The sequence below is a fragment of the Acetobacterium wieringae genome, from assembly GCF_023700225.1.
In the GTDB taxonomy this organism is placed as follows: Bacteria; Bacillota; Clostridia; order Eubacteriales; family Eubacteriaceae; genus Acetobacterium; species Acetobacterium wieringae.
Genome location: NZ_CP097897.1, coordinates 935,499 through 957,681, shown reverse-complemented (window position 1 = coordinate 957,681; position 22,183 = coordinate 935,499). Strand labels below are relative to the sequence as shown.

Annotated in this window: 19 protein-coding genes, 1 tRNA gene and 1 pseudogene; 2 read left to right on the top strand and 19 right to left on the bottom strand. The window is 43.3% G+C overall.

What is annotated here, in order from left to right; genetic code table 11:
• Positions 1-10 precede the first annotated feature (10 nt).
• From eutJ to CHL1_RS04675, 12 genes and pseudogenes are all read right to left on the bottom strand, one after another.
• Positions 11-834, bottom strand: a pseudogene (eutJ, locus tag CHL1_RS04730) (ethanolamine utilization protein EutJ).
• A 4-nt stretch (positions 835-838) separates the two neighbouring features.
• Complete coding sequence (gene pduL, locus CHL1_RS04725) at positions 839-1,492, bottom strand: phosphate propanoyltransferase (protein WP_070371834.1); 654 nt, start codon at positions 1,490-1,492, stop codon at positions 839-841.
• Between the two features lie 58 nt (positions 1,493-1,550).
• Positions 1,551-1,925, bottom strand: a complete 375-nt coding sequence (locus CHL1_RS18305; RefSeq protein ID WP_070371833.1) for a BMC domain-containing protein — start codon at positions 1,923-1,925, stop codon at positions 1,551-1,553.
• 12 nt (positions 1,926-1,937) lie between these two features.
• Positions 1,938-2,306 (bottom strand): glycerol dehydratase reactivase beta/small subunit family protein, encoded by a 369-nt coding sequence (locus tag CHL1_RS04715; protein WP_228882360.1) that lies wholly within the window; start codon positions 2,304-2,306, stop codon positions 1,938-1,940.
• A gap of 7 nt (positions 2,307-2,313) precedes the next feature.
• Entirely contained in the window at positions 2,314-4,128 is a 1,815-nt protein-coding gene (locus tag CHL1_RS04710; RefSeq protein WP_250934929.1) for a diol dehydratase reactivase subunit alpha, read from the bottom strand.
• A 34-nt stretch (positions 4,129-4,162) separates the two neighbouring features.
• Complete coding sequence (locus CHL1_RS04705; RefSeq protein WP_070371830.1) at positions 4,163-4,666, bottom strand: diol dehydratase small subunit; 504 nt, start codon at positions 4,664-4,666, stop codon at positions 4,163-4,165.
• Between the two features lie 15 nt (positions 4,667-4,681).
• A complete protein-coding gene (locus CHL1_RS04700) occupies positions 4,682-5,329 on the bottom strand; it encodes a propanediol/glycerol family dehydratase medium subunit (RefSeq protein WP_070371829.1) in 648 nt (215 codons plus the stop codon).
• 16 nt (positions 5,330-5,345) lie between these two features.
• Entirely contained in the window at positions 5,346-7,007 is a 1,662-nt protein-coding gene (locus tag CHL1_RS04695) for a propanediol/glycerol family dehydratase large subunit (RefSeq protein WP_070371937.1), read from the bottom strand.
• Between the two features lie 44 nt (positions 7,008-7,051).
• On the bottom strand, positions 7,052-7,837 hold the full coding sequence (pduB, locus tag CHL1_RS04690; RefSeq protein ID WP_070371828.1) for a propanediol utilization microcompartment protein PduB: 786 nt from the start codon (positions 7,835-7,837) through the stop codon (positions 7,052-7,054).
• A gap of 28 nt (positions 7,838-7,865) precedes the next feature.
• Entirely contained in the window at positions 7,866-8,141 is a 276-nt protein-coding gene (gene eutM / locus CHL1_RS04685; protein ID WP_070371827.1) for an ethanolamine utilization microcompartment protein EutM, read from the bottom strand.
• Positions 8,142-8,435: 294 nt separating this feature from the next.
• Entirely contained in the window at positions 8,436-9,554 is a 1,119-nt protein-coding gene (locus CHL1_RS04680; protein WP_070371826.1) for a response regulator transcription factor, read from the bottom strand.
• Between the two features lie 2 nt (positions 9,555-9,556).
• On the bottom strand, positions 9,557-10,810 hold the full coding sequence (locus CHL1_RS04675) for a sensor histidine kinase (protein WP_070371825.1): 1,254 nt from the start codon (positions 10,808-10,810) through the stop codon (positions 9,557-9,559).
• Between the two features lie 400 nt (positions 10,811-11,210).
• Here CHL1_RS04675 and CHL1_RS04670 point away from each other — a divergent pair.
• Both CHL1_RS04670 and CHL1_RS04665 read left to right on the top strand, forming a co-directional pair.
• A tRNA-Ala gene (locus CHL1_RS04670) sits at positions 11,211-11,286 on the top strand.
• A gap of 207 nt (positions 11,287-11,493) precedes the next feature.
• Positions 11,494-12,648: a GGDEF domain-containing protein gene (locus CHL1_RS04665; protein ID WP_084633678.1), complete on the top strand. Its 1,155-nt coding sequence runs from the start codon at positions 11,494-11,496 to the stop codon at positions 12,646-12,648.
• An 18-nt stretch (positions 12,649-12,666) separates the two neighbouring features.
• Here CHL1_RS04665 and CHL1_RS04660 read toward each other — a convergent pair whose 3' ends face one another.
• The 7 genes from CHL1_RS04660 to CHL1_RS04630 all read right to left on the bottom strand — a co-directional run bounded on the left by CHL1_RS04660 (position 12,667) and on the right by CHL1_RS04630 (position 22,174).
• Entirely contained in the window at positions 12,667-13,143 is a 477-nt protein-coding gene (locus tag CHL1_RS04660) for a DNA-deoxyinosine glycosylase (protein WP_070371823.1), read from the bottom strand.
• Between the two features lie 77 nt (positions 13,144-13,220).
• Positions 13,221-14,138, bottom strand: coding sequence for an ATP-grasp domain-containing protein (locus tag CHL1_RS04655; RefSeq protein ID WP_070371822.1), 918 nt, complete (start codon positions 14,136-14,138; stop codon positions 13,221-13,223).
• On the bottom strand, positions 14,132-15,055 hold the full coding sequence (locus CHL1_RS04650; protein ID WP_070371821.1) for an ATP-grasp domain-containing protein: 924 nt from the start codon (positions 15,053-15,055) through the stop codon (positions 14,132-14,134). The genes CHL1_RS04655 and CHL1_RS04650 overlap by 7 nt, the downstream gene beginning before the upstream one ends.
• Positions 15,056-15,268: 213 nt before the next feature.
• Positions 15,269-17,041, bottom strand: a complete 1,773-nt coding sequence (locus CHL1_RS04645; protein ID WP_070371820.1) for an ABC transporter ATP-binding protein — start codon at positions 17,039-17,041, stop codon at positions 15,269-15,271.
• Entirely contained in the window at positions 17,038-18,687 is a 1,650-nt protein-coding gene (locus tag CHL1_RS04640; RefSeq protein ID WP_250934926.1) for an ABC transporter ATP-binding protein, read from the bottom strand. The genes CHL1_RS04645 and CHL1_RS04640 overlap by 4 nt, the downstream gene beginning before the upstream one ends.
• 92 nt (positions 18,688-18,779) lie before the next feature.
• Positions 18,780-20,456, bottom strand: coding sequence for a GH3 auxin-responsive promoter family protein (locus tag CHL1_RS04635; protein ID WP_070371818.1), 1,677 nt, complete (start codon positions 20,454-20,456; stop codon positions 18,780-18,782).
• Positions 20,453-22,174, bottom strand: a complete 1,722-nt coding sequence (locus tag CHL1_RS04630; RefSeq protein WP_250934924.1) for a GH3 auxin-responsive promoter family protein — start codon at positions 22,172-22,174, stop codon at positions 20,453-20,455. Before CHL1_RS04630 ends, CHL1_RS04635 begins: the two co-directional genes overlap by 4 nt.
• Positions 22,175-22,183 lie beyond the last annotated feature (9 nt).

Sequence of the window (22,183 nt, the reverse complement as noted above, 5' to 3'; positions counted from 1 at the left end):
ACCACATTTCTTACCTTTGACAATTAAAGGCGATCCCTAAGGGTGTTACCAATAATGGTTCTACCGGTTTAATGGTCTTGATGCCTGTTTCATCTTCAAAAATCTTTTCAAAATCATTAAAGACACACGCTCCACCGACCACATAAATAACGTCAACATCATACCCGATCACAAAGCGGTTGACGATGGAAGCCATCTTCTGTACCACGGGCTTAATAATCGGGAAGACTTTTTTCTGTGACTCGTTCTTTTTAAGTTCTTCTGCTTCTTCAAAGCTAATGTGATGAAAACCTGCCAGTACCAGACTCATATGTGTCCCTCCGGTCGCTTCATCGGCTGTGAAAATAACTTCACCATCTTTGAGAATACTAATTCCAGTGGTTCCACCCCCAACATCAACGACCGCACCATTTTGGATGCCAAGCACCGTTGCAGCTGCAGTCGGTTCATCAACCACATTTGTTACCACAAAGTCGGCTGAGTCAACCACATTGGAAATAATCTTTGTATTCCCCGCCAGGATACCAGGAGGAATGGCTGTGGCGGCCTTGGCATATGTCAAGTCAACACCCAGGATACCTTCAACCTCACCTTTAAGTTTTCGTACAATTTGACTCGCACCGAGATAGTCAACGACAATTCCGTCGCGAACAACTGACGCGCCTTGAGTCGCTCCAGCAATGGGACGATCATTTTCATCAACCACTGCGATGACAATATTTGCAGTCCCGAGATCGACGCCAACTTTTAGCTCACCTGTGTAAGCATTGGCTTTTTTTCCCGGATTAATTCTGCGAATTCCAATATTGCGTCATTACCAGATTTCCAATCCATTGTTTCACCTGTTTGGGATTATTTTTAGATAATCATCGTTGTTAAGTCCTGCCGCATTCGCTTCATCAGTATCCAAATGCATTTCATAGTCGAATTTATCGGATACACGCGCGAGTACATTGCAGAAAATTGTTTTTCTAACACCACATGTTTCGACACTGACCCAGTCTTTATCTTTTATGCCTAACTTTTGGGCAATATCAGGAGGCATATGAATATGCCGTAGGGCAACAATCACACCATGCGTGAGGGTAACGGTTCCGCATGGACCCTCGAGGATAATCCCCGGTGTTCCTTCCAGCTGTCCCGATTCGCAAACCGGCGCTTTGATTCCCAGCGTTCTGGCATCTGTCAGTGAAATTTCAATCTGACTTTCCGGCCGGGCGGGTCCTAAAATTCGAACCTTGTCAAAACAACCCTTTGGCCCAATCACTTTAACCGTTTCTTTTGCTGCATATTGTCCAGGTTGCTTTAAGTCTTTCATATTGGTCAGTTCATAACCTTCTCCGAAAAGTGTTTCAATGTCTTTTTTTGAAAGATGGATGTGTTTATTGGAGATTCCCAATACTACACGATTCGGACTATCTTTTTCAGCAATCAGTTTTTTAACTGTGTTAATTACGATTTGCTCAATTACTTGTTTTTCATTTTCGTTCATGCTAGCACCTTTTCTTCAAAAGATCATTTCTGTCTGAATCCTTCAGCCGACTCAGCAATTATTCCTCTGAGTTTATTTCTGCTGTTTCTTCATTTTCTTCTATAGTGACAACTTCAGCTTTTGGTTCTACCGGTGGGTCATAACCCACTGTTTCACTGTTGTAAATTAATTTTTCAATTCCTTCACTGGGTCTAGCAATCACTTTGGTTGCCCAAACGCCACGACCTTTAGCACAAGCCGCTGTAGCCGCATCAACTGCTGCCTTAACAGCTCCAATATCACCAGCCACCTTAATGGTTGACATCCCGTCACCCTTACACGCTTCATAGCCAATCAGTCTTACATTTGCTGACTTGACTGCCGCATCGGCAGCTTCAACCGCTGTGGCCAACCCAATAGCTTCTATTAGGCCAATGGCCTCTCCTCTATTCAAATCAACCCCTCCTTACGACAGTTCCGTATTATCCAGATTTTTGAAAGGCATTTTTTTTACCAGTCGGGCAGCATTGCTTCCAATTGCCCGTAATGTTGCTTCGTTACTGTAAGCTGGAATTCTGAAAATTGGCTGATCTTCTTTCAATTTGATAAAATGAAGAACAACTTCATTTTCAGTAATTCCAATGCCTACACCAAGATGCGAAAGTTCTGCACCCCGAAAAGCAAGCTCAACTGGATTGGCATCTTCCAATTCTTCGATGGAAAATGGCACGCCTTCCTCTTCAATTCCGTGCAATACTTCGTCAACAACTTTTTGAAACATTATATTTTTCCCATGGACTATTTTTATTTCTGGTTTTGGAGCATCAAAATCCATCCGCATCTTATTCACCTTCTTCGTAGGCAAGTACCAAACCGGTGGCGACTGCGTTACGCGGACCCTCAACCCCTCTGATATTCGCCCGTCCGGAAACAATACTATACTTGGATAAGGCATCTGTTACTAATTGGGGAATCTCAAAATCGAGAGCCGATCCACCAACCAGAGTAACAAATTCAATATCCCGAACATTTCCAGTCGGACTCACTCGTTCTAATGAACGAATGGCATTTACAACAAATACTTTTGTCTTTGCTTCGCGTCGGACAGCTCGGATTCGCTCCAAGGAGTAATTCCCCGGCATTGGCACCATTCCATTGGGTGTTAAAATAACCACCCGGGCAAAGGTTCTGGGATCCAATGGCTTATCAAAAAATTGAACAGTTCCATCTTCATGACGAATATGGAATAAACTTTCAACCTTAGCCAGGGGATACTTTTTAATATCTTCTGCCAGCGCCATGTTGTCATATCCTAATTCCGAAGCGATTAGCAGCGTGACCATGTTACCGGCACCTGCTAAATGAATGGATTTGATTTCACCTGCCCTGTTAATAATTGCTGCATCAGTCGATCCAGCACCCATATCGATAATTGCTAAAGGTTTATTGCTACCTGGTGTGGTAAGTGCACCACGGATGGCCATATCGGCTTCAACTCCGCCCACTTCAACTTTTACACCCAGTTCAGCTTCCAATTCATGGGCAATCATGTTCATCTGTAATTTATCTGCCTTAACCATGGCGGCAATACCGACGGCATTTTCCATCGAAAACTCTTCCGCCACCCCGCCTTTGACCGTTTGCGGCACAAATGTATCAACGGCTAATAAATCCTGAATCTTAATTGCACTTGGTAGTTGATCTGTCAGGTGCGACATGACCTGTCTGACCTTTTCAAGCATTCCACCAGCATTCGTGCCAGCTTCCCCTCTAATATCTTCTACAGGAGCTACGGAACGTATTGCATCCATGATTTTTTCAGCGCCGTCATCGACATTAACCTGGGCCTTTTTGTTCGTACCCTGAATAATAATTTGACCAGCCGGGATTTTTCTTTCTTTGACATCCCCTGCCGGCGTTTTGATAACAACAGCTGAACGATTCCCGATAAGCGCACGTGAAACAGGCACAACCTGCTTGGTCTCATCGGACGTTAAATCAAATACGGTTGCAATTCCGTATGGGTTAGATAGTTGTTCGACTACCGAACCTGCTGCGGCGACCTCTATGGCAGCTCGCATGTTTCTCGGCACCTTATCAATCAGCGAAACTTCATCCAACAATCGGAATTTTTTTGTAAGACGGTTATTAATTAAAACGCCATCATCACGTTGGACAATGGCACCATTAATAAATATGCCGTTATTAACAGCATGGTTAATAATCCGAGAGGAATCTTCAAAATCCACTTCTCTGGGGATAACAACGATCACTGACTCGCCCTTATCGCAATTATTAACTTCTCTTATGTCTACAGTCACACCCACGCCGATCCCCAATCCCCCTGGTGTAGAGGGATTGTGACCGATCATGGTTGATTCCGTAATAATTGTTTCCGTAATTGTTTCCATTGCTACATCACCAATTACGGGTGCAGCTTCATTGATCCGGATTAAATCAACATCTTCTACGGTTAAATCAGCTTTTTCAAGGGCTTGTTTGAGAGAGGCGAAAACTCCATGAATATTCTGACGGGTTCCTTTCATTCCAGTGGTATCAACAATACCACTGCAGAGAAATTCAGGCTTTCCGTCGACATATCGGGCCAGTGCGGTTTCCGTGCTGGCGTTACCAATATCTATTCCTGCAATAATCATCTTATGTCCTCCCAACACTTCCTAAAATACTTGCTTAGATAAATTCTTTAGATCGCTTTCTTGCATAGTAAACTTCTGCTGCTTCAGCAACTAAAGATGCAGAGATAGGAGCATTGTATTGATTTTTAAGTTCTGCAGCAATCGCCATTAATTCTTCTTTAGTTGATTTATATGGACGAAGGGCATTGTAGATTTCTAATAAACGGGCATCTGGAACAGCAATCAGTTCAGCTGCTCTTCTTAAATTTCTGGCAAATGCATCACGATTTACAGATTCAGCAACCTGCGCTTGCAGTTCAAGCGTTTCTGGTCTGATTCGTAAATCTTCTGGTGTCAACTCGCCAGCTAATAATTTATCTAATGTTAATTCTTTATAAGCTTTTCCCGTAGCAGATAAGATCAGTTCTGGTCTTTTATCTCCGATTGGATAATCAGCTTTCGAAACAGTTCCGCAAGCTGCTGGTGATGGAGCTGCAGCAGCACTCATAGAACTCATAACTTGTTTAACGATTTGTTCCAACATTTGTTCTTGTGTCATTCTGGTCACCTCCACTTATACAAACGAAACTTGTTGTTCGACGGCTTTTTTACCGGCTTCAACATGTTCAGTTTCTTTGATATGTAATAAGGCTGCTTTTGCCTGGTAAGCTGGACGAGCCATCTGGTCGTTTCTTACTGGAACAGGTGCCGGGCTTTCGCCTTTGGCATATTTTGCAGCATTTTTCCCAATCATTCGATATGTTTCCAAGTCGATCAATGGTGCTTGAGAAAATAATTCCAAGTTACTTAACTGTGGTAAATCTTTTTGGTGAATCAAAGAAGTGCCTTTTGACTGTAAGCCAATGCCGATTCCAGATCCAGACAGTTTAGCAGCCGTGTGGCCGCAAACAGCAACGTCAGAACTTCGGTAAACTTTAATAATTCGGGCTTTTAAACCTTCTTCTTCAATACCAGCGATGATTTCTTTAAGAACTTTATCATGCGGAATTCCGGTGATGGTTACGGTTTGAGAATCTGCAAAAGCAGGAGCCAAACCAATCACTACTTCATCACTTGCCATTCCCTGTTTTGCTTCTCCGACTGGAGAAAGTTTCACAGCGCCGGCAGCAGATGCAGCTGGTGCGGAAGCTGGCGCAGCGCCTGTCATTTCTTTTAAAACATCTTCAATAATGCTTTTTAACATTTGTTCGTTTATAGCCATTTTATTACACCCCTTCCTATATGCTTGCTGGGTCAACAGCCCATGGAATATCTTGGATTTGTGCCCATCTTTCATCACTGATTACATAACCAGTTTTTACTCCATGATAGGTATTTGGATAGTTTACTGCTGAAATACATTCCCATGTAGAGCTTAATTTAGAAGCAGTGTGTAAGTAGTCACCAGCACATTTCTGTAACTGGATGTTAAAGATCGATTCAGCGACATCTCTCATGCCACCTCGGTCTAGAGCTTTAATGAAGTCAACCGCAGTTGCACCGCGATTCATTAAATCTTCAACAGCTTTTAAGTCAGCTACAACATCACGGTCCGGCATGTCTTGAGATCCACGAGCATAAGTTGCAGCTTCAACTTCAGCATCAGTGATTTCGGTCAAGCCTAATTCTCTGAATAGGATCTGCATTGCGCGAGCGCCTTTAGCACGTGCAGCAACAACTGTATCTTCATCAACAGGTTGTAAACCGGCATCGATTTTTAAGTCACGTTGGATGACATTCCAATCATCATAATCATCTGCATCCCAGTTAGAGCCTGCAAACATATTATCATAGTTAGGTGTAGCAGAGTAACCAGAACAGATGTAGTCAGTTCCTGGTACCATTTGCATTAATGAACGAGCAACTCGTCGTAAGTCAGAGTGAGTAAAGGTCTGGTCATTAGAAGAAGCACACTCTAAATCGAGGCATGCTGCCAATAAGTTTTCAGCCAATACTTCTCGGATACCGCCTGGTACACCAGCTGGAACACCGATACAAGAAACTGAACCATTCTGGCTTCCTTGTACGCCGGCACCCTTAGTGATGTATAAGCATCGCGCTTCAAGATAAAGCATAGATTTGCCTTCTGCATAACCCATTTGTACTTCTGATCCGGAACCAGATGTAAAACGCATTTTCAAACCACGGGAAGCGTAGCTTGATGCCAAGAAAGCTTTAGAATATGGTGTATCATCACCGTCCATGAAAACTGGTTCTGTACCATATACAGAAATCGTTTCAGCGTAAGCAGTGTAACCTTTCATACCGAGGTCAAGTTCGGTCGCTTCTTCAACAGCACATTGTGTTAAGATACCAGGACGACCAACATTTGCACCAACCATGATGGCAAGCGCATTAAATGGCGCATAACGACCGATGCCTACTGTTGTTTCCATTTCGTCAAATCCACGGATAGCAGCTTCTGCAGCATCAGCAGCGATTTGAACCATGTTATCTTTTACGTTAGTAACGTGGCATTGGTTAGAAGGCATTAAACGAGCTCGCATTTTACTTTGAGCCATCATCATTTCTAACACTGTCATATGACCAAGTACTTCTACAATTTTTGCAGGAGTGATTGATGTTGTAATATCAACAACAACGTCTCTTGGTACATTAATATCAACAAGCATATTGGCAATTTTTAAAGAATCCATTGCCATATATTCCTGGGCTTTTTCTAAACGAATTGCATAGTTAGCGATGAATGTATCAAGCATATCAAAATCAGCTCGTTTTTTTCCATCCAGTTCAACAACTACCCCATTTTCAACAACCAGACTTGGTGTTGGATCTTGAGGGCTGTTCATTGCAATTAGACCGACTTCTGGCCATTCTTTAACGAAACCATCCTTTTTGACTGGACGAGCTGCTAAAGCTTCAAATCTTTTTGACTTCATAGTCATTATTCCTCCTTCTTTCTTAGAAAACTAACAACAGCTACTTAAATATAAGGAGTTGTTACAGGTGGGCAAGGACCGCCAAGAGCTTCTAAAGCTTGTTTACCAACTTCTCTAGCAGCATATACGGCTTGACGAACTGCGCCAGCGTCTCCAGAAATGAAGATCATTGATTCATTCGAGAATTTAGTACCGCCATTATCAGGTGAAGCATAACCACAAAGTTCTACGTTAGCAGCTTTTAAAGCAGCATCTGACATTAATACGCCGATACCAGCTGGAGCACCAACAATAATTGCGAAGGCTTTTCCGATTGGAGCACCTAAAGTCATATTACAAGCGAAGCTTGCACGGGCTGTATACTGGAATTCCAGATGTCCGGCAGCATTTGCATATACATCTCCGAAGGTTCTGTTTAAGTCGTTAAGAGCAACTTCAACAGCACGTTTTGCATCAGATACATCTTCTGCACCAAAGATAATTAAAGAACCATGACCTGCACCACCTTCAGTGTCTCTTGCCAATTCACAAGAAACAACTTCGCAATTAGTCGCTTTTACAGCTTCGTCAGCAGCGAAGATCTGAGGACCAGCACCAGTTCTGGCGGAAAGAATACCGATTGATCTGTATTTAGGATCAATTTTCATTGCTTCATGTAAAGTTCTGTCCACGTTTGCAATAACAAAACCAATTGTGTTTCCTACTGCAGTACCAACAAACTCAGTTAATCCGCAAACACCGGTTGCAGCGGCAACTGTGCCTGTTTCTTCAACTTCACTCATTTTCTTCATAACTTCTTCCATCAATTTGTTCATTAAATCATCTTTCATTAATTTACACCTCCGTAATTATAAAATATTATAGACTTGGTAAAATTTTCTCCACATCACCGTGTGGTCTTGGGATTACGTGTACTGAAACAACTTGTCCAACTTTGTCAGCTGCCGCAGCACCTGCATCAACTGCAGCTTTAACAGCTCCAACATCACCACGAACCATAACAGTTACTAACCCAGAACCGATTTTTTCGTAGCCTACTAATGATACGTTAGCTGATTTAACCATTGCATCAGCAGCTTCAATTACTGCCACCAGACCTTTGGTTTCGATCATGCCTAAAGCTTCGTTTGTCATAAGCTCTATCCTCCTTAATTACAAGATTTTGTTACTGAACTACCTATATTCTAATGCAAAGTCGATGATAATTACTTGTGCTGTTCTTATAAAAATATTCTGGATTTCTGCGATACATCTTGAAAACCTTTTACTGTCGCTGTTTTTTGTATCTGTTCATAAAAATACAGTGGAATATTTTGTCAAACACCTGCACTTTAATGTAATCCGTTCTGTTTTTTTGACATAAAAAGAACAGGTTCACCCTCAGGTTTTCCTGTTCAATATTTTTTACTTATTCTGTTGCTTTTTTTATCAGGATACTTCCCGATGTTTTTCGGCGAATTTTTCATCTTTGGGATGGTTATTCCCTAACTGTTCATCTTCCTCAAGCGCCGTTCCACGTCGCTCTTTCCGATACTCGGTGGGAGTCATCCCGGTGCTCTTTTTAAATACCTTGCTAAAATAATTCGGTTCGTGGTAAGAAAGATCCAGTGCTATATTGATAATTGGAACATCGGTATTTGCCAGCATATCCTTTGCGATTTCAATTTTACGTTCTGTTAAATAGGTTACAAAATTAACCCCAGTTTCCTTTTTAAAGATCTTACTTAAATAGTAGGAACTCATATTGGCATACTCCCCAACCTGATCAAGGGAAATATCCTTGTAACAGTTCCGGTCAATATAGTTAAGAATATCTTCGATATTGTTTTTACGGGTTTCTTTATTATCAAGCATCCGATCAAAAACCTTGTCAATAGTTTTCATGATTTCGATTTTCAGATCATAACGATTTTTATACCCATTGACAAATTGCATATTATTGCTTGAACAAAGAGGACTATTCAGCTCGTAACCGCACATATCCTGGGTCACAATATTAAGTTCCTCCATAAAATGTTTGATTTCTGCCTGTACCGACATAATATCATAGGTATGGTAATCATAAATCATGTCCAGATAACTGATCAGGGCCGTTCTGGCATCACTGTATTTTTTCTGGATAATAGCAAAAATAACTTCATTCATTTTTTCATCAAAACGTTCTTTGGCGTTATTCTTTAATGAAGCAATGCTCTGATTTATGGAATCCATCAGTTGTTGGGGGCGAATCGGCTTTAACAGAAAATCATCGACCCGAGCCTTGATGGCCTGATGCGCAAAATCAAATTCATTAAATGCCGTTATCAAAATGACCTTCTTTTCATGGTCTTCCTTTTTTATCGTTTTTAATACATCAATACCATTAATTTCCGGAATGTTAATATCCAACAGGATAATATCCGGATTTAAACGACGGATTTCTTCAATTGCCACCAATCCTGAAGATGCTTCGCCAATAACTTCAATATTTTCGCCGTGTTGACTAAGAATGAGTTTAATCGCTTCAATTTCTAAATGCTCGTCCTCAACAATAAACAGTTTATACATGATTATAATCCCCTCCCCGTTAGAGATTTACGAGGTATCTTAATAGTGATTTCAGTGCCCTTTTCCAGTTCACTTTTTATTTCAACCCCATAATCAACGCCATAGTAATACATCAGTCGTTTATTTGCATTATTAATCCCGATTCCGGTGTTCTTTTCCCGTCCATCCGCTTCATAGGTTCCGTCCAAAATTTTATGGATGCGATCATCCGGAATCCCTTTACCATCATCCACAATCTTTAAAATGGCGATTTCTTTAAGGATATCCGCTGTTATTCGAACTTCGCCACCCTTGGCATTGGGTTCAATCGCATGAATAATGGCATTTTCTACAAATGGTTGAACAGTCATAAACGGACATAAGATATCTTCCGCCATTTCATCCACTTTCACTAAGTAATTCAGACGATTACCCAGACGCATTTTCTGAATTGACAGATAGTTTTGCACATGCTCCATCTCTTCTTTAAGCGTGACGACATTATTTTTTTCCTTTTTTAGAGTGTATCGCATCATATCGGAAAACGCATAAATCATTTCCTGAGTTTTATCTGCACCTTCCAGCAGGGCCAGACGACCAATGGTATTTAAAACATTAAACAGAAAATGCGGATTAATTTGTGCCTGTAAGGCTTTTAAATCGGCTTCTTTTAGGGAAGCTTCAACCTCACTGCGTAATTTAACCTCTTCCATTAATTCCAGGTTTTTATTATGCAATTCCTCCTGGATAATGTGAATCATCTGTTTCTCAACCAAATAATTGGCAATGGTGTACAGCAGATCTGCCGCTGCTCTTACCTGAGTTAATGTCGTTTTTAAGGTTTTGTCATACAAATCTAAAATTTCAGGGTTTTTTGAAAAATCAGTTAATTCATGGCTGGTACCAAAAGGCAGACGCTTCATTTCTTCTTCATCAATTTTTACCTGGCCGGCCATAATTGCACCCAGATAATTTCCCTTTACCATGATGGGTACGGCAAGATCTACCAGTCCACCATGACAAATGTAAATCGATGGTTTTCCCGATCGTGCCGATTCAATACCGCCATGGGCATCCGACTGAAAACAGCACTCCCGGTTACTACTTTCTTTTCTGACACAGGTACAGTATTCTGAAAAATTACTGTATTCCGTAATCGGATTACCCTTGTAATCAACTGTTACAGCGGCGAGTCCGGTGGCATCTGAAAAAGAATCCTGAATTCTTTGTAGCACCTCTACGTCAATAATGTCAGTAATCTTAAGTAAGACTCTCATAAAACAACCCCTTTAGACAATAATCCCATAATTTTCATTTTACATCGATTTCCACTGAGTAATATTATAACACATACAGGAAATTTTTGGCATTTTTTTTACTGTTTTAGAATATTTTGCTTTGTATCAGCATTATCTTGCTTCGTATTTTATTATTTATTGTTGTTTTAGGTAAATCAGATATTTTCTTGACCCCAGCCATTTCAACCACTCCGAATTTTATCGGTTGTAATCAAAAACTTAATTTTACTTCGACTAACATCTTATAACCAGTACTTTTCCACCAACTTTATCCACAGATAAAATATAAGTGAGATTTTATCATATTCTTTTAAAAAACACTTGCATTTCGGTGTCAACTCCAGTATACTATACAAGTGTCCAAAAGTTATAAAGTTTTGGGGGTGTGGCGCAGCTGGGAGCGCGTCTGACTGGCAGTCAGAAGGCCAGGGGTTCGAGTCCCCTCATCTCCACCAATAAGAATTGCATTAGAGAGCCGTTTATGGTTCTCTTTTTTTATGCCTGCGGGTGGAAGATGAAATTGAACACTCGTATCACCATACCATTAGAATTTTGCCCTTCCAAAACTTAAAATAATCTCTCCTCACAGAGATTTCTTTTCTCTTCATCGATGATATCTGTTAAAATAAGCTTAAAAATTGTCATTGAAATAAAGGAGCCCTATGAAAACACTGCATTCGGTAATTCAGACACTCAATCCTTATGCTGCTTATGAAAAAACACAATCCACACGATTAAGGAAAACCTTGATGTGCGATAATGTCAAGCGCTTAAAAATTATTGGGATCATCGGTTCATCTGTCAATTTATTATTGTTAGTGCTCTATTATTTAGACCGTGGTTTTAGCGGGTTAACAACCATCGAGGCGACTTTGCGAATCTGCTGGATTCTGGCCAGTATTATTTATATCATCGGCGTTGGAAGCCCCCATTCTCCTGAGGCCATAAAGAAAAGACAGTTCATCTTTTTTTATGGCGCCACCGGACTCTGTCTGCTCTTTGCCAGTTTAATCACCGCCGTTTTATCAGTCGAACAAGGCTCCACCTTTCTCTATCTGATTAATATTTTACTGATTGGCAGCTTTTTATACCTCTCCTTGCCGGAAATGATTTGTATCATCGCACCCAGTTTCCTGGTTCTGGTACTATCCATTTTGTTTACCCCTGGTTCTATCCTGTTGGTTCAGGGAAACTTTGTCAATGTGATTGCCAGCACCGCTTTTGCCGTTGTCATTGCCCAGACAATCCTAACTTCAAAACTGACACAGCTCGCCAGTACTCAGACCATCCTGGATCAGAAAAAAGAACTGGAATATCTCATCAACCTGGATGGTCTGACCCGAATTCCCAACCGCCGGAAGCTGGAAAGTTACTATTCAGATCATCCCCACACCTCGTTTGCCCTGCTGATGGTCGATATTGATTATTTTAAAAACTATAATGACACCTATGGCCATCTACAGGGAGATCAATGCCTGATACAGGTCGCCCAGTGTCTGTCGCACTATCCATTCGAGGGGCTGACCACCCGTTATGGCGGTGAAGAATTTGTTACCATCATTATACTGGCTGATCTTGAGTGCATAACACCGCTGGTCGAAGCGATCCGCCAATCAATTCAAGACCTGCAAATCAGGCATGAAGCCTCTCCCTTTGGGGTTGTTACTGTAAGCATCGGTTATGTTGTCACTGAAACCCGTCGGGAAAACCACAGCAATGAAACCACTGTTCTAGAAGATTTTATCTTGAAGGCTGATCAAGCTCTATATCAGGCTAAAGAAAACGGTCGTAACCAGATCAAACTGTATCAAGAATAAATTACCACCAAACCAACACTACAAGTTTATCCGTTCACCCCAACACGCTACCAGTTTTTCCAGGGAATAACTGGCATTGGCAGGGCTGGTAGAAGGCAACTTGATGATCTTTTCGCCGGTTTCCCGATAACAATACCGGTTATACAATTCATAAGCCTTGCCGCCGTTGGCATAAATCGTTTTGATGGCGGACTGGTCCAATAATGCCCGGATATCATTTGGCACCACATTTCTGATTGAGCTGTCGCTTGAGCCATCAATATCACAGGAATAGATTACATCCCATAGTGCAATCTGATTTTCCAGTAACATCCTTTTTTGTTCTTCAATCGTGCCCGGGATCGGCCAGCCAACCAGGGCACTCATAACCTTCCAGAACCGGTTTTGAGGGTGCTGGTAGTAAAAACCGTGTTCCCGTGATTTTGCTGACGGGAAGGTTCCCAGGATCAAACTTTTTGAGTTCTTATTATAAACTGGTTCAAAGGTATGGATCATTTTTTCTATCCTCCAGCAATTTTTTTAAGAAAAAACAGCCGACTATCCCGCAAGATATCGACTGTTCATCAATGATTCTATTTCATTTTTCGCTTCTGGGCTTCCGCCATAATATTCTTCAGGGTCAGCAGCAGCGGATTACTCTGGCTGTTGCTAAGGGCATCCTTGGAATAGGTCAGCCCGGTCATCGAGTTGGCTTCACAGATGTAATACGTGTCGTTTTCGCCAAACAGAAAATCAATGCTGCCAAAGTAAATATCCAGCACTGCGGCTGCCTGCTCGGCAATTTCCACCACCGCTGCCGGTGGCGTAATAAACTGCAGATCGCCACCCTGGGACAGATTGGATTTAAAATTGTCGCCATTATCCCGAATGTAAGCGGTGGAGAATTTTCCACCACTTAGCATAATCCGCATGTCCCGGCCCTTTGAAGCGGCGATACACTCCTGAATCAGGATGTGATCATCAAAATTCATGGCGGCGTAAAGATCCAGAATATTCTCCAGTTCTTTTTCGGTTTTAATCAGTACCACCCCTTTCCCCTTACTGCCATGCATCACCTTGACCACACAGGGCAGTCCCAGTTCGCTGGCAATAAAAGACGGTGATGTTTTGGGGGTCATCAGCACCGTTTTGGGGAATAAGAAGCCCTGATTGGCGGCCCCCAGTTTTTGAAAGGTCAGCAGCTTATCAGCCGTGTTATTCAGACTTTCGGAGCTATTGACACACAGTACATCCAGGGATTCCAACATTTTAACCACCGCCTTGCTGTGGTAATTATTTCCTCCAAAGAAAGCTGACAAGGAAAAGTCCGGAATATCCACTGCTTCACCACCAATAAAACAATGCTGGCTTGCACCCGGTTCACACATCACCTGAACCTCACTGACGTCAACCGTACGAATATTGACACCCATCTTGTCAATCAGCGCAATAATTGTCTGGATTGACGGTTCAGCCAGGGTTTCGTGATTAACTAATAACCAGCCTAACATGTTTTGCCACCTTCCCGCAGACGTTTTTTCCACAGCGGTTCCGGGCGATCCTTGACCTGCTTCATTAAATCAGCAAACATCACCTTAATGTCAAAAGCCACTCCCGGCATCGCATTGGCTTCACATAAATAGAAGGTATCATTTTCGCCAAAGAGAAAATCGACACTGCCCATATTGATTTTAAGCAGCTGGGCCACCTTCTCGGCGGCCTCAATCACTGCGGCCGGTGGGGTGTATTCGACGATATGACCGCCCTTGGCCAGATTCGATCGAAAGCTTTTTTCATTCTGGCGGATAAATGATTTAACAAACTTTCCGTTGGCCAGAATCATTCTAAGATCCCGACCCGAGGAGGCTTTAATACACTCCTGAATAATAATCTGATCACCAATTTCACTGGCGGTACTCATACTAATCAGGTTATCCAGTTCTTTTTCATTGTTAACCAGCACCACCCCTTTGCCCTTACTGCCATGCATCACCTTCATCACCACGGGATAGTCAAACAGTTTGCTGACAAAGGACGCTTCGGTATACTCGGTGACCAATAGGGTTTTAGGGAAGCAGACCGCTTCAATCGACTCGGCGACCAACTGAAAGGTCAGCAGCTTGTCGTCGACATTTTTGATGGCGTCATACGAATTGATGCACAGTACCCCCAGTGATTCCAGCATTCGCAATGCTGCTGCGGTATGATAGTTTTTTTCCGTAAAGAAGGCTGCCACCACATAATCCGGCACCTCCATGATTTCGTCCCCGACATAGAGTTTTCCATCAAAGTCATGGTCACAGACCACATGGATCGTAAGCGGATCAACCACCGTCAGATCGACATGGAGTTCTTCCACCACCTTCATAATTTTCACAATTGAAGGATCTTCCAATTTACCGGGATTTCTTAATAACCAACCTTTCATTTTTACCTCCTTGATTTTTTTGTCTTAGGTATTTGCTAAATTATAAAACATCGAGTGATGGTTGCTCAGTGTACAGTTTCCACAAACAATTTTGTAACGTGTAGGCGAACAGTTCATCGAACTGTCCGCCGTACAGTGTAGAAATTGTTTCGTGCGAAACTGTGCACAGAGCTCACAGTACTTTCGCAATTACCTATTTATTTATCTGAGCTTTTAATTATCTGATGCACTTAAATACAAATGAGCGTATAAACCACCCAGCTTCATCAACTCGGCATGGCTGCCGACCTCCTTAATATCGCCTTCTTTCATAAAAATAATCTTATCGGCATTTTTAATGGTAAAGAGTCGGTGGGCAATAATAAAGGTGGTTCGTCCCTTCATCATCGCTTCCATGGCCTGGGTGATCAGGATTTCGGTTCGGGTATCCACCGACGAGGTCGCCTCATCCAGTATCAGCACCTTGGGATCGGCAATAATTGTCCGGGCAATGGCTAGAAGCTGGCATTCCCCTTCAGACAAGGTGGTAAAATCGCCACCGATCCGGGTCTCATAGCCCAGCGGCAATTTTCTGATAAATTCATCACACTGCGCTTTTTTTGCTGCCGCGATCACATCGTCCCGGGTTGCCCCGCTTTTTCCATAAGCAATGTTTTCTTCGATTGTTCCATCGAACAGCCAGGTATCCTGGAGCACCATCCCAAAAGCAGATCTTAAATTAGGTCGGGTCAGATTTTTAACGTTTTTTCCTTCCAGTAAGATGCTGCCCTGATTAATTTCATAAAAACGCATCAACAGATTGACCAGGGTCGTCTTTCCGGCCCCGCTGGGACCCACCACCGCCAGAATTTCGCCCGGCTCGGCGGTCAACGACACATCATGAAACAGGGTTCGTTCAGGAATATAGCCAAACTCGACATGGTTAAACTCAATCCGGCCGGATGCCGTGGTCACATCCAGTACCTCTGTGCCCAGATCTGGCTGTTCTTCTTCCTGATCAAGAAACTCAAAAATTCGTTCAGCCGCTGCCGCCCCGGCCTGAATAAAGTTCAGGTTATTGGAAATCAGGGCCGTGGGGCTGGCAATATTATTGGCATAGATCAGGAAGGCCTGAATCGTCCCAATGGTCATGGTACCAGTAATAACAAAAATCCCCCCAACCACACAGATACCGATATAGGCCAAGTTATTGATCAGCTTCATCAGCGGTGAGCTAAGGCCTGAATAAAACCGGGAACTCAGGTAGGACTTAAAGAAGCGCTGATTGATCGCATCAAATTTTTCTGACGATTTTGCCTCGTGGTTAAACGATTTGACAATTAAATGACCATCATAGACCTCTTCAATCAGTCCGTTTAAGGCCCCCAGTTCTTTTTGCTGCCGCCGAAACAGCACCTGAGTTTTTTTAGTGATCAATTTCATCACAAAATAAGACAATGGAATCGCCACAAAAAAGATCAGACTCAGCTGCACATTGAGTATCAGCATCATCACAATTATCCCGATGATGCTGGTCGCCTGAACCAGAATCTGGGTCAGATTACTTTCCAGCGCCCCCGAAAGGGTGGTGGCATCATTGGTGACTCGAGAAAGCAGATCCCCCCGTTCGCTCTGATCCAATACATTCAGGGTCAGTTTATTGAGTTTTTCCTGAATATCTGATCGCAGGCGTTTGATTGCCAATTGCGACAGATAGGTGGTGCGCATCGTCGCATAATAGGCGAACCCGGCACTTAGGATGTAAAGCGCTGCCAGAATCAGCAATTGCTGACCGATATAGGAAAAATCAATATCCGAATTTTTAGTAATACTATCGGCAATACTATCGGTCACATCTTTGGTCACCACCGGAGCGAAGATCGCAAAAATAGTGCTGGCAATCAAAGCAACGGCCACAAAAAAGATGACATGCCGCTTATCGTTTAAATAATGACTCAGTCGCTTGCCAAGGGCACCAAAACTGTATTTTCTTCTTTTTGCTTTCACAGTGATTCCTCCTTCCCATCGCTATAGGATTGGGATTTCAGAATTTCCTGATAAACCCGGCAGTCACGGAGTAGTTCCTCATGTTTACCCTGACCAACAATGGCACCATTGTCGAGCACCAGAATGCGATCGGCATGTTTAATGGTACTGATCCGCTGAGCGACGATTAGCACTGTTTTATCGCCGAATTTCTCACCAATGGCTTTGCGCACCAGCGAATCGGTTTTAAAATCCAGGGCCGAAAAACAGTCGTCAAAAACCGTAATTGGAGCTTTTTTAACCGCCGCCCGGGCAATCGAAAGCCGCTGCCGCTGGCCGCCGGAAAGATCTTTGCCCCCCTGGGAAATCGTACTGTTTAGGCCGCCTTCCCGTTCATTGACAAAGTCGAGGGCCTGGGCAATCGATAAGGCTTCAGTGACCTCCGCCTCACTGGCGTCAGCCTTGCCAACCCGGATGTTTTCGTGCACCGTGCCACTAAATAACACTGATTCCTGTGGGGCATAGGCAATGATACTTCTTAAATCATGCTGACTGCAATCCCGAATATCAACGCCATCAATCACAATCGACCCGGTGCTAACCTCATAAAGTCGCATAATCAGATTGACCAGGGTGGTTTTTCCGGAACCGGTGGCCCCGACAATCGCAGTTATTTTTCCCGGCTCGGCGATAAAATTCAAGCGTTCCAAGACATTGATCTCGGCACCGCTATATCCAAAGCTGACATCTTTAAATTCGATCCGTCCGGTAACGTTTTTTAATGCAACTGGTTCTTCCCGGTCCTGAATTGAGAAGTCAAAGTCCAACACCTCTTTAACCCGGGTGGCTGAAACAGCGGCCTGAGGATAGGCCATCAGTAATGCCGACACCAGACCCAGGGCTGACATAAACATTAAGACATATTGAATAAAAACCATCAATCCGCCGAGACTGACAATTTGCTGCTGTACTTCCTGAGCCCCCAGCCACAAAATAATCACCATCGTCAGGTTCATCATCAGCTGCATCAGCGGCGCAAAGAAAGCCACTGCATAGTTGGCTTTTACGGCAGCAGTCATCCCCTCCTGATTAGCCTGGCCAAATTTCTCTGTTTCATAATCCTGGCGGTTAAAGGCCCGGATCGCCCGAACCCCGGTCAGTTTTTCTTTCATCAGCAGGTTCAGCCGATCGACTTTTTGCTGCATCAGCTTAAATAAGGGCATGCTGCGGGCAGTGGTCAAGCCGATGATGATCGTCGTAATCAAAAACGATCCCAGAAGCAGTAGGGTCAGGGTGACATTCTCCCGAAAAGCCATCACCAGAGCGCCAACCCCGGTGATCGGAACCAGCAGTAATGATCGTAAACCGTTGATGACCACAATCTGCATCTGGGTGGCATCAGTGGTCGAACGGGTTAGTAGGGTGGCAGCCCCAAAGCGATTAAAATCCGTCTGAGAAAAACTCTTGACCTTGTCAAAAACATCGGCTCGGATCCGACTGGTAAAGGAAGCGGTGACATAGGCCGAGTAGTAGCTGGATGCCACCATACAAACCGCCGCTACCAGCGAAACCGCCAGCATCATCGCGCCGCTTTTTAAAATATAGGCAACATCCCCCTGGGCCACACCATTTTCGATAATATCCCCCATCATCGTGGGTAAATACAATTGGTATGCCCCTGGCTGAGGACAAATACAAAAACCAGAATCATCTGGAGTCGATAATCTTTTAAATACCGAATCAATAAACTGACCATCGGCTACTCCTTATCCACTAAAGCAAAGAAGAAGTTCTCTTTGACCAGGGTATCAATCACCCGAACCGGTTTTAACTGATTCCCGGAGATCCCCCGCATGATCATCAGATCACGATAGAGGGCATAGGTTTCTTCCTGAACAAAGGAAATCTCTGAAGGACTTAAGACCCCACTTTTTACCTTGGAACCAATCGAAGGGTTGGCCGTGCCCAGCTTCTCTTCCATAATTTGGCGATATTCCTGGTACTTTTCCCTGGCTAAGCGTTTTTCTGCTTCAATAAAGATCACATAGCGTCCCGGCGACACCGCCACATCGGCATAAACCGAATAATCCACCAGTTCACAGTCGGTGGCTTTGGCAAATTCTTTAACCGCCCAGGAAATGCATTCTTCGGTCGTCTTTTCCCCGGCAATGCTGACCATCTGGTTAAGCCGGTAGACAAATTGGATCTTGGGACATTTTTTATACCAGCCCACCACCCGAACCACATCTTTGATCCGATAGCGATAAAAGCCCGAGGTATTTGTCAGAACAATTTCATAATCCTTGCCGGTTTCCAGTTGCTCCATGGTCAGGGTTTCTTCGCCTTCTTCCTGATCGACGGGAATAAATTCATAAAAGGCCGAGTCCGGAATCAACACAAATTCCTGAGATTCCATTTCGTTGCAGATCGCCATGATCGACTCAGAGGCCGCATAGACGCTAAAATAAATAGGAATATCTCCCAGATAATGACGCATTTTATCGGTATAGACTGAAAATCCGCCACTGCCGATGGCATGCACAAAGGCCAGCTCCGGCCAGATGCGGGGAATAATTGGGGTCTCAAAGCCTTTTTCAAATTCACTTCGCAGTTCAGCCGCCCGTTTGGGGTTGGGCTTAATCTGCTTTTGCAGTTCGGCTTTAATATCATCCGGAATCTTTATATCGGGATGAATCGTGCCTTTTTCAATATCATCAACAAGTAGTTCCCAGTTTATTTCCAGATATTTCATTAAATCCGATACCGCTGTCATAAAAGCTGAAGCAATATACGATAACGACCGTTCTTCCAGGGCAAAGCGGAGATGGGCATATTTGGTATCCATAATTTCCCGGGGAAAGACAATTTCTTTGGGCGAGGTAAACATCAGAAACAGCAGATCTTTTATGCTGTAAACCCCCCGGCCCGAAATGGATCCGGCAAATAAACCATTGGGCAGGGTTTCAAATTTGACTTCCATCAAATTCAGACCACGACCCCGTTGCCACTTTTTCCCCAGAGCCCGGGCAATGATGGCAAAGCTGAACTGGGTGGCATATTCCCGGTACAGATCAACGGTTTGCTCCGAAACCGGAATCTTCTTGGGATTATCTACACTGCCTGAGGTCAGGGCATAGTGTACGATCTTATCGGTGGTCAGCAGATCCGTTTCGCCAGCAATCATCCGCTCGATATAGGGGGCATAATCATCGTAAATGGAAAATGGTACCATTTTTTTATAGTCTTCGATGGTATTTATCTGATCAAAGTGGTAGCGTTTGCCATACTCAGTATCGGCATTTTTTTTGAGCATATCAAGCATCAGCTGTTTATTAATTTCGGGGGCATTTTGGGTTAAATGATCAAAATTCTCGATTTTTTTATAGCCCTTTTTGATATTAAGAGAATAGACCAGTTTAGGTATTAATTTTATCATTTTTCGCCTTCCTTTGCCCAGCAAGTGATCCAGTCACTTTCCGGGTATTTTTTTACAAAAGTCGGAAGCTTGGTCTGATTGACATTCTTACCCGGCATAATCGATCGGGTAAACAAAGAGTCCCGATAACCATCTTTGACAAGGATCACCTCCGCTGCCAACAGTTGGTACGCTTCTCTTAACTGTTTATAACAAAAATTCATCTCAAACAAATGGTTTTCCAATACCTGTTTGAACACCTCACTGTTAAGCGTATTCGAATAAGGCTCCAGAATAAAGACCAGTTTTTTATTGTCCTGATCCCAAAAAATCTGATAAAAACGAATTTCTTCATTTTGCTTCGCAGCAACCGTCTGGAGGGTTCTTTCGATTTCATAAATCCTCATTTTCTGGTTTTCAATGGCCAGATATTCGGACTCCTTACAGACAAAAACAATCCTTGGGATCTGATCATTGATCTCCGTGACGCAGACAATATCTTTCATGTTGTAACGGTACAGCCCGGAATAAGAGGTGATAATCAGTTCGTAATAATCACCTTCTATCAATTCATGGGCCAACCGCGTTTTCCCATCTGTTGACCCCACTGGCAAGAATTCAAAAAAATAACCAAAAAGCGCCAGTAATCCGGCCGCATCCTGAGGCCGGTCAGGGATGTTGAACTTGCCTTCGCTGGCACCATAGCCCCACTCCAAAAACTTAACAGTCGAGGGTAAAATTTTTTTCACATCGGCAACAATTTTTGCTGCACTGGACGACATCCAACAGGAGACGACTGAAAATTCCGGCCAGATTTCCGCCACATCAAGGGTCTTTTTTTGCGCAAGAATCGTTCTTAACTCCTCCGCCCGCTCCGGGTTTGGCTGTAAATGTGCAACCAGTTTTTCCCGCAGCGCCTGGTCAATGCTGATTTTTTCAGAGATCTGACCTGTGCTGATATCCTCCAATAAGTCAGCGGCAGTGGCATTCATTTTTTTAAGCAAGATGTTAAAGTGAGCAATATTACTGCAGACGACCCCAACCAAATGCTTTTCTGCTAAAGCATAGCGAATCGTTAGATAATCGGTCGCCTCGTTGCTCAGGTCTTTCGCCAGCATCATTTCTGGCGGTAACACCATTTTTTTTAACATCTCAACCGGCATATCCTTGGTCGCCTGACCTGAGGCTGAGCCTATTGGAATGCCGCCTTCAGTTTTTCCATATTCCGAAGGGTTGGCAATGGCCAGCACCTTTTTTCCCGGAACCATCACTTCCGGAGCCAGCATTAATAATATGATGGCCCGAATCTGTGAGACCAGGCCCTTGACCAGTTCACCGTTTTTACTTTCCGGCAATAGCTTTGGAATACCGGTGGAACCACTGGTAGCAATAAAGCTGGCAGCTGCTCCGTCAAAAAAAACATCGTGTGCCCCTGCTTTAAGCCGTTCGATTTCACCTTCGACCTGAGCATAGTCCGAAAATGGCACCCTGTTTCTGAAATCATCAATTGTTTTAATCTCCGAAAAACCCATTTTTTTTCCAAACTCAGTATTTTGGGCAGATTTTAAAATATCCTGAAGCACACGCAATTGTGTTACCTCAGGAGTTTTTTCCATCATATAAAAACTTTTGATTAAGTGTTCATTGGACATTCCCTTTAAATGCTCAGGAATACGCTCATCCCAACAAGCATCAAAGCTGTCATTCGGAATTCCTTCCGAAATTTTATCTGCTGTCATTTTTTCACC

Coding starts and splice junctions, on each gene's coding strand:
- CHL1_RS04660 (WP_070371823.1), bottom strand. CDS start 13,143: ATGATCCATACCTTTGAACCAGTTTATAATAAGAACTCAAAAAGTTTG.
- pduL (WP_070371834.1), bottom strand. CDS start 1,492: ATGAACGAAAATGAAAAACAAGTAATTGAGCAAATCGTAATTAACACA.
- CHL1_RS04715 (WP_228882360.1), bottom strand. CDS start 2,306: ATGGATTTTGATGCTCCAAAACCAGAAATAAAAATAGTCCATGGGAAA.
- CHL1_RS04665 (WP_084633678.1), top strand. CDS start 11,494: ATGAAAACACTGCATTCGGTAATTCAGACACTCAATCCTTATGCTGCT.
- CHL1_RS04675 (WP_070371825.1), bottom strand. CDS start 10,810: ATGAGAGTCTTACTTAAGATTACTGACATTATTGACGTAGAGGTGCTA.
- CHL1_RS04635 (WP_070371818.1), bottom strand. CDS start 20,456: ATGATAAAATTAATACCTAAACTGGTCTATTCTCTTAATATCAAAAAG.
- eutM (WP_070371827.1), bottom strand. CDS start 8,141: ATGACAAACGAAGCTTTAGGCATGATCGAAACCAAAGGTCTGGTGGCA.
- CHL1_RS04655 (WP_070371822.1), bottom strand. CDS start 14,138: ATGTTAGGCTGGTTATTAGTTAATCACGAAACCCTGGCTGAACCGTCA.
- CHL1_RS04700 (WP_070371829.1), bottom strand. CDS start 5,329: ATGGCTATAAACGAACAAATGTTAAAAAGCATTATTGAAGATGTTTTA.
- CHL1_RS04680 (WP_070371826.1), bottom strand. CDS start 9,554: ATGTATAAACTGTTTATTGTTGAGGACGAGCATTTAGAAATTGAAGCG.
- CHL1_RS04630 (WP_250934924.1), bottom strand. CDS start 22,174: ATGACAGCAGATAAAATTTCGGAAGGAATTCCGAATGACAGCTTTGAT.
- CHL1_RS04695 (WP_070371937.1), bottom strand. CDS start 7,007: ATGAAGTCAAAAAGATTTGAAGCTTTAGCAGCTCGTCCAGTCAAAAAG.
- CHL1_RS04705 (WP_070371830.1), bottom strand. CDS start 4,666: ATGACACAAGAACAAATGTTGGAACAAATCGTTAAACAAGTTATGAGT.
- CHL1_RS04650 (WP_070371821.1), bottom strand. CDS start 15,055: ATGAAAGGTTGGTTATTAAGAAATCCCGGTAAATTGGAAGATCCTTCA.
- CHL1_RS04710 (WP_250934929.1), bottom strand. CDS start 4,128: ATGATTATTGCAGGAATAGATATTGGTAACGCCAGCACGGAAACCGCA.
- pduB (WP_070371828.1), bottom strand. CDS start 7,837: ATGAAAGATGATTTAATGAACAAATTGATGGAAGAAGTTATGAAGAAA.